This window comes from Ningiella ruwaisensis, assembly GCF_004798935.1.
Lineage (GTDB): Bacteria > Pseudomonadota > Gammaproteobacteria > Enterobacterales > Alteromonadaceae > Glaciecola > Glaciecola ruwaisensis.
Genome location: NZ_RAHT01000012.1, coordinates 40,433 through 51,902 on the forward strand (window position 1 = coordinate 40,433; position 11,470 = coordinate 51,902).

Annotated in this window: 9 protein-coding genes; 1 reads left to right on the forward strand and 8 read right to left on the reverse strand. The window is 41.6% G+C overall.

Annotation, left to right across the window (positions count from 1 at the left end; translation table 11 throughout):
* Window positions 1–249: 249 nt before the first annotated feature.
* Entirely contained in the window at window positions 250–1,197 is a 948-nt protein-coding gene (locus D6V41_RS17455) for a nucleoside hydrolase (protein ID WP_136252841.1), read from the reverse strand.
* 17 nt (window positions 1,198–1,214) lie between these two features.
* On the reverse strand, window positions 1,215–3,164 hold the full coding sequence (locus tag D6V41_RS17460; protein ID WP_136252842.1) for an arylsulfatase: 1,950 nt from the start codon (window positions 3,162–3,164) through the stop codon (window positions 1,215–1,217).
* Window positions 3,165–3,479: 315 nt separating this feature from the next.
* Between D6V41_RS17460 and D6V41_RS17465 the strand changes: the two genes are divergently transcribed.
* The gene (locus D6V41_RS17465) at window positions 3,480–4,148 is read left to right on the forward strand and encodes a GDSL-type esterase/lipase family protein (protein ID WP_136252843.1); all 669 of its coding nucleotides are present in this window, start codon (window positions 3,480–3,482) and stop codon (window positions 4,146–4,148) included.
* A 74-nt stretch (window positions 4,149–4,222) separates the two neighbouring features.
* Here D6V41_RS17465 and D6V41_RS17470 read toward each other — a convergent pair whose 3' ends face one another.
* From D6V41_RS17470 to D6V41_RS17495, 6 genes are all read right to left on the reverse strand, one after another.
* Complete coding sequence (locus D6V41_RS17470; RefSeq protein ID WP_136252844.1) at window positions 4,223–5,479, reverse strand: ABC transporter permease; 1,257 nt, start codon at window positions 5,477–5,479, stop codon at window positions 4,223–4,225.
* The gene (locus D6V41_RS17475; RefSeq protein ID WP_136252845.1) at window positions 5,479–6,714 is read right to left on the reverse strand and encodes an efflux RND transporter periplasmic adaptor subunit; all 1,236 of its coding nucleotides are present in this window, start codon (window positions 6,712–6,714) and stop codon (window positions 5,479–5,481) included. Before D6V41_RS17475 ends, D6V41_RS17470 begins: the two co-directional genes overlap by 1 nt.
* A complete protein-coding gene (locus D6V41_RS17480) occupies window positions 6,711–7,718 on the reverse strand; it encodes an HlyD family secretion protein (RefSeq protein ID WP_136252846.1) in 1,008 nt (335 codons plus the stop codon). Before D6V41_RS17480 ends, D6V41_RS17475 begins: the two co-directional genes overlap by 4 nt.
* Window position 7,719: 1 nt before the next feature.
* Window positions 7,720–8,667 (reverse strand): HlyD family secretion protein, encoded by a 948-nt coding sequence (locus tag D6V41_RS17485; protein ID WP_136252847.1) that lies wholly within the window; start codon window positions 8,665–8,667, stop codon window positions 7,720–7,722.
* Window positions 8,668–8,706: 39 nt separating this feature from the next.
* Entirely contained in the window at window positions 8,707–9,372 is a 666-nt protein-coding gene (locus D6V41_RS17490) for an ABC transporter ATP-binding protein (RefSeq protein ID WP_136252848.1), read from the reverse strand.
* A gap of 158 nt (window positions 9,373–9,530) precedes the next feature.
* On the reverse strand, window positions 9,531–11,288 hold the full coding sequence (locus D6V41_RS17495; RefSeq protein ID WP_136252849.1) for an SWIM zinc finger family protein: 1,758 nt from the start codon (window positions 11,286–11,288) through the stop codon (window positions 9,531–9,533).
* Window positions 11,289–11,470 lie beyond the last annotated feature (182 nt).

The window sequence follows — 11,470 nt, forward strand, 5'->3', positions numbered from 1 at the left end:
ACCTTAATAGTCGCCAAATTGCAATGTCCCAATTAATACATCCATCAGATACTTTGCTCTTAACGTTCTATTGGTGCCCCCGAAAGACCTTTGCTTTAATCATGTAAAGCAAACGAACAGCCAAGGTTAATGATTTGTTAATCATAGTCGTTTCATACACAAAACACGTATGAATATTTCGTTAAAAATTATAACTATTTCGGCTATCGATGCTTTAGTAAGTGTTAAGCTCGATTTCTTTGAGCGCTTTTATTTTGCAACATGAGCCTTGAAGCGTTCAAAAAATGCTTGGTACATTTGCTCACCATCAATCTTACTAATGTAAGTAATGGGGCGACTACCAAAATCTTTAGATGTTGTGATTTGTGTGGTTTCTGCCCACTCAGGTTCCATCATTGCGTAAATAAGTGCCAAATCCCAAATCGCTCGGTCGTAGCGAGAACCATCCATGTGGTTTGTCCAACGCGAAACCAAAAAATCACCTAGCGGGTGCAGGCCACTTAGTCGTTGTTCTGTATCCTGACGATTAAATTGCATATCTACAGCAACATTCACGGGAATAATCGTCATGGGTACGTCAGATTTTAAAAGCAAATGTAAGGCTTGAGTATCCATAATAGCGTTAAAATCTGTCGTGCCTAATATGCCATTTTCAAAATCGTAGGACGTTCCTAACCAGTAAAGATTGATTTTCTCAGCGATGCTCGGGTCAATAAAAAGTGCGGAACCAACATTGGTTAAGGCGCCCAATGCAATCACGGTAAGCCTTTCTCCCATTGGCATAGCGTGTGCCTGTTTAATAATTTCATATGCGGCAGCCGAGTGCTGGGCTTGATCACCCCAGTCAAACATTCTGGCTACACCTCCGCGCTTTGTTGGCACCGGTTTTTGTAAATACCCCAGAAGTACCTGATTTAATCGATGACTATCTTCCATGGAATTGTCGCTTGTCCAATGACTTGTTTGCCAGTGTGTCGCATTCAATGCCTTTATATTCCATGTTGGCTCAATCAGCGCCGCTACGACAGCATATAAATCATCTATTTCATTCGCCGTATCTGCGTCTAATACAATGGTTTTATTAAACGAAAGTTCTGTTTCTTGTGCGTGTAGTAGCGAATTGAATGATAAAAACACAAACAGCAGCGTGCTTAGCGCAAATTTTGATTGAATTGAATGCTTTCTTTGTTTAAACATAAATCTTTCTCACTGGTTTAAATTTTATGTAAGGTGACTTGCTTAACCCACAAGCTTCTATTTTGTGCATCGGTCCCGAACATGATTTCAAAATTGTATTGGCCAGTTGTTAAATCAAGCTCTCCCATGTCTAGTTTACCCCATGTTAAATCTGGCGCTTCATCTGTGTAGTACTGACGTTCGGTAGATAGTGTGTCAGGAATAAACGGCGCAATTTGAGATTGTATAAGTTCCTTCTCAGCCACTTTGACTTTCAGCGCATTGCCATAAGCACCATCATTTGTCGCATATTCAATCGTCACGCGATACTTACCCGGTGCAAGTACCTTCAATGGCCAGTATGCAAGGCCAGCATTCTGTGAAACCGGCACAAGCCAATCATGCGACCAGCCGGCTTTATGCTGGTATTCCAGGTCGCTTTTAATCAGACCTTCATGCGCTGGTAACTCAATAAGTGTTGTTTCTACGTGTCCAACTTCTATCGGTAAGGTCTTATAAGGGCCATGTTCCGAAGTAATTTGCTGATACCAGCTAAAATATTCAGATTTAAGTTCTTCAAGCAATGTTACCTGCTCTTCTGCCAAGTTCTGCTTTTGGCCGGGATCTCTAATCAAATCATATAACTGCCACTTCCCATTCTCACCCGCGAGTGCGAGATACTGCTGATTTCTGATTGCTGCGGGCGTCGGATGTACCGGATCCGCCGAAGAATCTTTACTTATCCTAAATCGATGTGAATATAAGAATCTGTCTTCCCATTGATTACCATTTTCAAGATTGTTAAACATCAAAGGGGTCAAATCTCTGCCATCAAAGTGAGTTTCGTCAAAAGCAATATCTAAAAGTGACAAGATGGTCGGCACTATATCAATATGCTGCGTAATCGGAATAACTTTTTGGCTAGGTATGTTTTTAGATGGCCAGTGGATAACTAAAGGAGAGCGAACACCGCCTTCATCAACCAGCCCTTTGTGACCTTTTAAACCGGCGTTATAACGCGTTTGCCCGTCAGGGAAGGCTGGTCCATTGTCGGACATAAAAAGTACAATGGTGTTATTTAGTTCACCTTTTTCCTCAAGCGCATTGAATACTTTTGCGATATTGTCATCGATATTTTCAACCATGCCATAAATAGATGCATTAACATCTATTAATCCCTTATTTTTATATTTTTCAAAATACTGATTCGGGACTTGAAACGGGCCATGTGGCGTATTGAAACTCAACATCGCAAAAAAAGGCTTTTCTGAAGCATCAACGACAAAATCGATTGCTTTGTTCGTAATAGCATCAGCGACATATCCCTGATACTGGACGCGCTCGTTATTGTGATATAAATAGTTATCGTAATATTCTGACAAATGCCCGGCAGAAAATCCGTAGAACTCATCAAAACCCTGTCCAATCGGATCGTGCGGGTATTGCAGGCCATTATGCCATTTGCCAAAAAGTCCCGTTCGATAGCCTTGCTCGTTCAGTCGTTCGGCAAGCGTCACATTTGAGGCGTGCATTTTTTCGCCTCCCCGCGTGACATGAAATACGCCGGTAGATAAATAATGCTTGCCGGTCAAGAGGCTAGCACGCGTAGGCGCACAGACAGGACTGACATAAAACCTATCGAAGTTAACACCTTGTTCAAAAAGTTCATCTAAGGTTGGCGTTTCAATAATCTCATTACCATTAATTCCTAAGTCACCATAGCCTTGATCATCTGTCAGTATTAACAACACGTTCGCTTTATCGGAGTTGTTGTCTGCTAAACCGCTTTTGCCTGAGTCAGATTTAGTTAAAGCTTCAGCGCCTTCTCTAAAGTCAGCCTTTTGTGTCTCTTCATCTGTCGGCTGACATCCAGATACCAGTATCATAAGTATTGTAGATACGAGGATCTTAATTAACGACAACCCACAAGAATTGCTATTTAATGTTAGTTTTACTTTAACGCTGCCTCTGTCTAGCGGTACGGCCATATTCTTACCTATCGTTTTAAAAAAAGCTGAATAACGTATTTTTTATCGGTTTTCTCCATTAAGCGAACGGAAGAAAAGCACCTGAGTTGAGGGCTTAGTACACCCTTGCGTTACAAAATCACATTATTCTTTTTCGTTAATTCTCACACTCAGTGCGAGATTTTGCTTTTCTGATATCTTCTTTCCCAATTACGGAATTGTAAACATAAAACATTTGTTGTAACACAATTGTAAATATAAGTTTGATATATCGAATATCTACAACAAACAGGGTGTTTAATCACAAGCGTTCAGCATTTTCACAGAGGAATAGTCATGAATTTTCGATCAATTTTAAGTCTTTCTTTCTTAATTGTTTTTCTCTTTGCTTGCAGCGAACAGCAGGTTGAAGTTAAGTATCGCATTGCCATGGTGGGTGATAGCATCACCTACAATGGTGGTGATGAAAACCCTGATGCCTGGATACATAAACTCAGAGAAAAATTAGGCCCCGAATACGAAGTGCTAAATTTTGGCGTCAACGGCGCAACGGCGTTGAAGCTAAGTAACAAACCTTATTGGGATCAGCCTGAATTCGATAGTTCCCTTGCAAGTCAGGCCGATGCTGTATTTATCATGCTTGGAACGAATGACTCCAAAGATGAAAATTGGCGAGGAGGAAATAACAATTTTAAAATCGACTATATTAATTTTATCAACGCTTATAAAAACCTTCCGCAGCGGCCAAAAATTTGGGTTGGAAAGAATCTACCAGCCTACGCTGACGCCTGGACAATCAACGGGGACGTAATTGAACAGCAAATCCACCCGGATGTGAACCACATCACTGTTCTTACAAAAACCGAACTAGTTGATTTGCATAAAGACTTTGTTAATGAACATGAATTGTTCCGAGATGGCATACATCCCAATGTTGAGGGAGGGAAGATACTGGCGCTGCGCCTCGCAGAACTCATTCAAGCCCATTTTGAAGAAGCAAATTAATTACAAGTTAAGTTTGTTTCAAGTCGTGTCTTAGTACGCGTATCACTCACAGATACGCGTTTCAAACGCCTTTTTCAATCACTGTGAAGTGCATCAATCGGGTTTAATTTTGATGCTTTTATTGCCGGAAAAACACCAAAACCAACGCCAACAATCATACAGATACTAAGGGATAAGAAAATAGCGGTTAGTGACCAGCTTACAGCCCAGCCGGAATAAAATCCGATGACCTCTGACAAAACAAGGCCAAAAAATATCCCTAGCAGTCCACCCATTACTGAAATAGTGAAGCTCTCTGCAATAAACTGTAAGCGAATATCTTTTTGTGTGGCACCTACGGCACGCAAAAGACCGATTTCTTTAGTACGTTCCATGACGTTCGCGAGCATGATATTCATGATTCCAATCCCACCAACTAGAAGAGAAATCCCGGCAACACAAGCCATAACAATATTAAATATTTGCTGCGTTTGCTTTTGCTGTTCCAATAGAGCAGCAGGAATAATCATGCTGTAGTCCTTAACGCCGCCATGTCTTAACTCGAGAAGGCTATTGATGGCTTTGGACGCCACTACCGGATCGGTGCCTTTGACAACACTCAACTTAATGCTATCAAGTGGGCTTGCAAGAAACTCATTGGCGAATTTTTGCTGGGCGGTAGATAAGGGTATAAATATACGATAGCGATCCCCACCTATTTTCACTCCCTGAAATTCATTTTGATTACCCGGTGGCGCCTGAAGTAAACCAACAATTTTAAGCCACACATGATTGACTTTTAGGTACTGCCCAATGATTTCATCGTCGTCCAATTCGGTGTTAGCAAAAAGTTCTTTCGCGGTGTCTGCGCCAAGTACCGCAAGTTGTGCAAGCGCAAGTTCATCTTGATCGTTTAAAAAGCGTCCTTGTCCAAGTTGCAAGTTAGCAGACGCAAAATAGCTGGTAGTCACTCCCACCACCTCTGCCTGTGATTTGTTATAGTCACTATAGATATCATGGACTTTTACTTTTTTAATTGCGCTGTATCCATCGATAAAAGGTAAGGTATTTAATGCTGCATTTACATCACCCATACTTAATCCAAGCGATTCTTCACGAATTTCTACAAGCTCTTCACGCGTATATTCATTCGCATTGACAATGATATTATTCACGCCCATAGAGTCGATGAGCTTAAGGGCTTGTCGTTGCGCGCCTTCACCGATATTCAGCATCGCGATAACAGCGCCTACTCCAAAAATCATACCAAGCAGCGTCAAAAAAGTACGCAACTTTTGCGAGAGTAATTCGCCAATCGCATCTGCAATCAGTATTCGATAAGTAGTAAACATCAAATTTCCTTATTCGTGTTGCCTGCAAGGACCTGTGGAGGGGGCGATAGGGCAATTACATCTCCCTCTTCGAGCCCTTGTGTAATCTCAACTGAATACAAATTTTTTCGGCCTGATTCTACGTTTCGCTGGATGTATTCGTTCCCGTTTTTCAGATAAACATAGCTGGTGCCATTCGCATGATGGAGTGCTTGTATGGGCACAACTAAGGTCTCTGATGGCGCTTTCACATGTATTGTTGCTGTAAGCTTTCGGCCAGGTTGCATGACTGTTTTATCTTGCTTATCTAAAGAAACGGTCACTTCATAATAAGTAATAGGATTACCGCGCTCGATGGAACGGGGAAAACCTGCGACATTGGCTATTTTTCCGGAAAACGTTTTATCAGGAAAGGCATCTAAGCGAATCTCGACCTTCTGCTCTGCCGCCAGGTCAATGGCATCATTTGCCAATACATAAACCTTTGCTTGCATAGCATCAAGATTAGGAATTTGAGCAATGACTCTACCCGGAAAAATTGTTTGTCCAACCGCCGGTTTTTCACCTCTTCTATCTTTTTCATAGATAATTAAACCTGAGTATGGAGAGACAACTTCCAGGCTAGAAAGCGCTTCCTGATGACGCTGAAACTTGGTTGCATGCCCTTGCTTTTTAATGTCTAAAACCGCCATTTCGCTACCGTGCTGCTGGTCAATACTGCTCTCTTTCCAATCAAGGAATTTGTTTTTCGCTTCTAGAAAGTCTCTGTTTTCAAGGGTATCGATGATTTCTAGCTGAGAATATATTCGCAGGTCGTCAATGGCGAAACGGTCAACAAAATCAAACTCATGACGCACAAATACCTGGTCAGATTCAACCTCACGCATTTGTTGAGACTGTGCAGCACTGGATCGTACGATATCCTGCTGAATTTTCATCATCTCAAGCTCTTCTGTACGACTTTCTTTCAAGATTTGTTGGGCATCAAAACGCGCAATCACTTCCCCTTGCTCAACAACCGTATTCTCAGGAATCAACCATGCTAATGTCATAGGTCGAGTACCTGGAGAGTTGATTCTCTGTGCTTGAGCTGCCTCAATCTCACCAAATCCAGTTACTGTAATATCAAAGGCACTTTTTTCAACCGCATATTCGGGGATCAAGCTGTTTTCCTGCTCTGCACATCCAAGTATCACGCTCAGAGTACCTAGAAAAAATAAAAAGCTTATTGTCGACTTTCGCAGATACTTAATCATACTTCGCTGCCTATCAATTCTACCTGTGCTTTCATACCCGGCCGCATAATATCCAAATCTGTTGCATCTAGTGTCACAGTTGCATCAAATACGACCTTCAAGTTACGTTGTGATTTGCTGCGATATGCTTTTCCAATTTCAGCAATTTGCCCTGTAAATGGCCTCTCTGGGAATGCATCCAAGGTCACTTTGACAGGAGCGCCCAAAGCAACCTGAGCAGTATCGGATTCATCAAATTCGACACTCACTGCTATTTTATCCAAGGCAGGCAGATTTATAAGCGTGCGGCCCATGTAAACCGTATCGCCAATTGCAGGCTTTTCGCCGCTCCAGTCAGAAGCGTAAATCACCATGCCGGCTTTAGGTGCTTTCACATTGAGTTTTTGAAGACTTTCCTCAATTTGCATTACTCGAACACGCTCATTTTCAATCTTAGCGCCTTGCACTTTTTGGCTCACTTCCATGGCAAGAACATGTTGATTTATTCTTTGTTTAGCTTGACGATGCGCCTCTTGAGCAATTCTAAATTCCGCTTGCTGCTTTTTGCGTTCAATGTCGGAGCGCGAAACGTCAGTGATCTCAACTTTGCGTCGTGCAATCGTTTCATTCATTTCTGCTTCGGCCAAATCAAGCGTGAGCTGTTCAAGCTTAGCCTCATTTTCCAAGCGTTTTTGCTCCGCTTCTTTGATTGCCGCTTCCAGGCTACTTTTTCTTCCAACCAAATCATCTTGGAGCCGCTGTCCGTCAAATCTTAAAATTACGTCGCCTTCTTTTACCATTGTGTTTTCTCTGGCCATATACTCAATCTTAAACTGCCACATTCGATTGACGTTCGGAGGCCCAATAGAAATATCCTGCAATGAGACAAGCTCGGCAGGCGCAATTAAATTGTCTCGATCCCGCGATTGTTTATTGGTATTGTCTGAGGCCGGTTGACACGCGCCAAGTCCAAGACAAGAAGCGAGTACTGCGGCGACGAAGAGATACGGAATTGAATATTTCATGTCAGGCATCCTCAGGCAAAATACGTACACTCATTCCCGGCAATAGTTTGATATTTTCAGGTGGCGTAAAGCTAATGATGGCCGGGTAATAGGCGCTGGAACTCCATAAATCTTTTGGCTCGGTTTGAGTAGACAGAATTTCAATTTTTCCGTCAAAGGAAATCGATGGATGCGCATCCAGGGTTAGCTTAACTGGCATGCCAGCAGAAATGCCCAAAGCATCTACCTCGTGTATCCAGGTTTCTACTTGAAATGACTCAATTGCCTGCACATCCAGCACTTTCCAACTCGCTTGAACATTCATGCCTGCTGCCAGCTTGTCGTTACTCCATGGATGCATGGCATAGGTCACCGGTCCAGTATGCTCAGCAATCACATTCATTTTAGTGAGCAAGTCTTCTAAGTACGCTATTTCCTCTTCAGTCTTTAATATATCAATGTTTTTTTTCTGAAGCTCTGAAGTACGCTCTTTGATAGCGCTTGCAAGTGCTTCTTGTGCTTTGACTTGTTCAAGAAGCGCTCTTTGCAGTGCCAAATCATACTGCCCTTTGTCATAGGCACTTACCTGAGCGGCAGGAACTGAAGCTTCAATTTGCGCTTTTTCCACTTCCATTTTTGCAAGTGTAAGGCGGCCTTGAGCGTCTGTCACTCGCTGATCTTGGTCTAACTGTAATTGCTCTAATTCAAGTCTTAATCTTGCAAGAGATTCAATATTCTGTTCAAGCTGGGATTGTTCATTCGCACCATCAAAGACAACAACAAGGTCTCCCTCATTAACAACTTTACCCTCTTCTTCCATCCACTGTATCTGAATTTGCCATCGACTGGCTTGAGGGGCATTTACGACCTGTCTGGCAGAGGAGCTGATTTGTCCTGTCAAAATAACTTCTTTTGCGAGGGCAGGAAAAAACAAAAGTATTGATATTATTACGACTAGTGATTTTTGCATCTTCTTGACCTTTCATTTAAATCAAATTCAGCACTATTTTTATCCATGAACGATAACACCATCTTTCATTCTGATAATTCGCTGTGCATACTCGGCGATGTCATCTTCATGAGTCACCATCACAATAGTTTGACCTGACTGATGCAACTCAGTGAGCAGCGCCATGATCTCCTGAGAAGTTTTACTATCTAAATTTCCAGTGGGTTCATCGGCAAGAATAACGCTGGGCTTGTTGATTAGCGCTCTGGCAATTGCCACTCGTTGACGCTGACCACCTGACATTTCAAAAGGTTTATGGTGCTTGCGATGACTTAATCCAACGCGGTCTATCAGGGCATTAGCTCTTTGTAATGCCTCGTCCTCGTCTATCTCGCTGTATCGCAGCGGTAGCTGAACATTCCCGACAACATCCAGTTTTGGGAGTAAATGAAAGGTCTGAAATATAAATCCAATATGGCGATTTCTTATCCGAGAGAGCTCATCATCACTTAAAGAAGCTACGTCCTGACCATCTAAAAGATATGTGCCTGAATTAGGTGTATCCAAACAACCAAGCACATTCATAAGCGTCGATTTTCCAGAGCCGGACGAGCCCATAATGGCAACAAATTCATTTTCATCAATCGTTAAACTGACGTTGTTAATAGCAGTAACGACTTCTTCTCCATTCTGAAAATGTTTTTTGATATTCCTTAATTCAAGCATAGATAGGTACTTCTGCGAGTTTAAAGCTAAGCTTATTATTATAGTATGACTGAGTGTATGTTAATTTAAAGGGATGTCACACACTATAAGCGACATAGAATTGCACAAAACTGTTACAAAATGTTGTCGTTCTTCTATATTTTACAGGTTGCTATGAATTACCTTATTTGTGCAAAGTGTTGATTAAGCAATTCGATAAAGCCTGGTTTTAATCTGAAAATATCTGCAAGTTCTGCAAGTAAATGACTAAAGCGTTGATTAAACTCAGGGCTATCTGGCAAATTGCTGTTGAGTTCTTGTAATATCTCAATGCACAGCAGATAGTCCTTTTGCGAGCCTAGTTGTGGATAGAGCAAACAAAGCTGTCGGTATAAATTGAAACTGGCTTTTGGTTTGTGTGCCAAGCATTCATATGCCACTTCATGAATAGTGTCTGGCGGAACGTCATATTCGTTGGCCATCGCTAAAGCTTTATCATACTGTTTATTGAAGAGAAAAAATTCGATTGTGTTTTCTACTGCTTTTATCAGTCCTGATGATTTGGCAGACGTCCCAGAAAGATTAGCTATAACCTTAAGCAAATACCGTTCTGCTCGTTTGCAAATCTCTTTTTCATCAATTTCTAATTTGCGGCTAATTTCAATCAGCTGTTGAAAATCTTCAACTGATAAGCTTTGCTCAAATATCTCCCATGCATCGTCAAGGGCTTTGCTATAATTTTTATTAGCCTTTGCTGATTCCAGAGCATACTTTGCCAACTTCAATTTGTCATTTGGCATTCTTACTTGCTGACTAGCTGCCCTTATATATTCATCTGCAACTGCAAGCTCGTTTGTATTTAGGGCTAAATCAATAACTTTAAAAAACGCGTCTATATCTGAAGCGAAATGGATGGTATATGCTAATGCGTGTTTTTGCATTTGATTCGCTTCATAATAGCGAATCAACTCGCGCGTCATTTTTTTCAAAACTAGCGTCTCAACGTTACTAGATTTGCTGGCATTATCAAGTTTTTGATCTATTGTTTGCTTCAGGCGTTGATAGAATTTTTCAGTCAGTTGACGATTGCTTTTATCAATAAAAGTGTCTGAAATATTTTCGAACTCAATAAACTCATAATCCGTTACAAACAGCGCCAGTAGAAGCTCCACCATCTCATCTGTCGAAATATCAAGTTTCTTGATAGTCTCTGCATACTGGCGTTGTAACAATGCAAAAAGAGAGAAGCGGTACCCACCAGAATCATCCACTCTTTCCAATATTTTATCGTAACGTAAAAGTGCGTACTGACAGAGTTCATAGCGGGAGCGTGGATCCAAACGTTCGATTATATTAAAGAGTTTTCGAAGCTTATGTTTTGCCTGCTCGAAATAATCCCGAACTCTTTCATGTCGCCAAATGTCTCTTAAAGGAAGCGCCTTGGTAATATGCTTTTTAAGATCACTGCTTTGAAGTTTTCCTGAACTGACATCGGCCAGCAGAATATAATCGCTAAGTAGCTCTGAATCGGATTCAATGATACTCAGTAATTCGGCTTTGATTTCATTTTCATTTAAACTGTCTATATAGGCACGAAGGCGCTGTGAAGGCTCGCCGTCTATTAATTTTTGATGATGTTTTAATCGCTCTTGGTACGCCAAACTTGTGGCGACGCAATGCTTACAAAAATCAAAGCCTTCAGAAGCCGGACAGGAACAACCGCCATCAATAGTTGACTCCAAAAATGTTAATTTCACACGATATAATTTAGAGCCATGAACAGAAGCGTTGACCTGATTTTCATCTATGCTGAGATCTGTAACCGCACCAGAGTGATAAAGAGAGACACCTTTTTCGTAGGCATTTTGCCCGGCTAAACGCTCGGCTAGTAAATGAATCGCCTCTAGATCGACATTTTCAGTAAAAGGCTTTCGCAAAGAGATGCTCCTGACGAACTATAATAGTAACTACAACAACTAAGCGTCATATCGTATCGTGAATCGTTATCGATGTCTTTATAAACGAAAAAGCCCTAGTCAAATGACTAGGGCTAGGAATAGCAGTCCCGGTAACCGGCGTGGCGTAATACGTTTCATTTCTGCGAAGCAGAAACAAAAAA

Coding starts and splice junctions, on each gene's coding strand:
- D6V41_RS17455 (WP_136252841.1), bottom strand. CDS start 1,197: ATGTTTAAACAAAGAAAGCATTCAATTCAATCAAAATTTGCGCTAAGC.
- D6V41_RS17460 (WP_136252842.1), bottom strand. CDS start 3,164: ATGGCCGTACCGCTAGACAGAGGCAGCGTTAAAGTAAAACTAACATTA.
- D6V41_RS17465 (WP_136252843.1), top strand. CDS start 3,480: ATGAATTTTCGATCAATTTTAAGTCTTTCTTTCTTAATTGTTTTTCTC.
- D6V41_RS17470 (WP_136252844.1), bottom strand. CDS start 5,479: ATGTTTACTACTTATCGAATACTGATTGCAGATGCGATTGGCGAATTA.
- D6V41_RS17475 (WP_136252845.1), bottom strand. CDS start 6,714: ATGATTAAGTATCTGCGAAAGTCGACAATAAGCTTTTTATTTTTTCTA.
- D6V41_RS17480 (WP_136252846.1), bottom strand. CDS start 7,718: ATGAAATATTCAATTCCGTATCTCTTCGTCGCCGCAGTACTCGCTTCT.
- D6V41_RS17485 (WP_136252847.1), bottom strand. CDS start 8,667: ATGCAAAAATCACTAGTCGTAATAATATCAATACTTTTGTTTTTTCCT.
- D6V41_RS17490 (WP_136252848.1), bottom strand. CDS start 9,372: ATGCTTGAATTAAGGAATATCAAAAAACATTTTCAGAATGGAGAAGAA.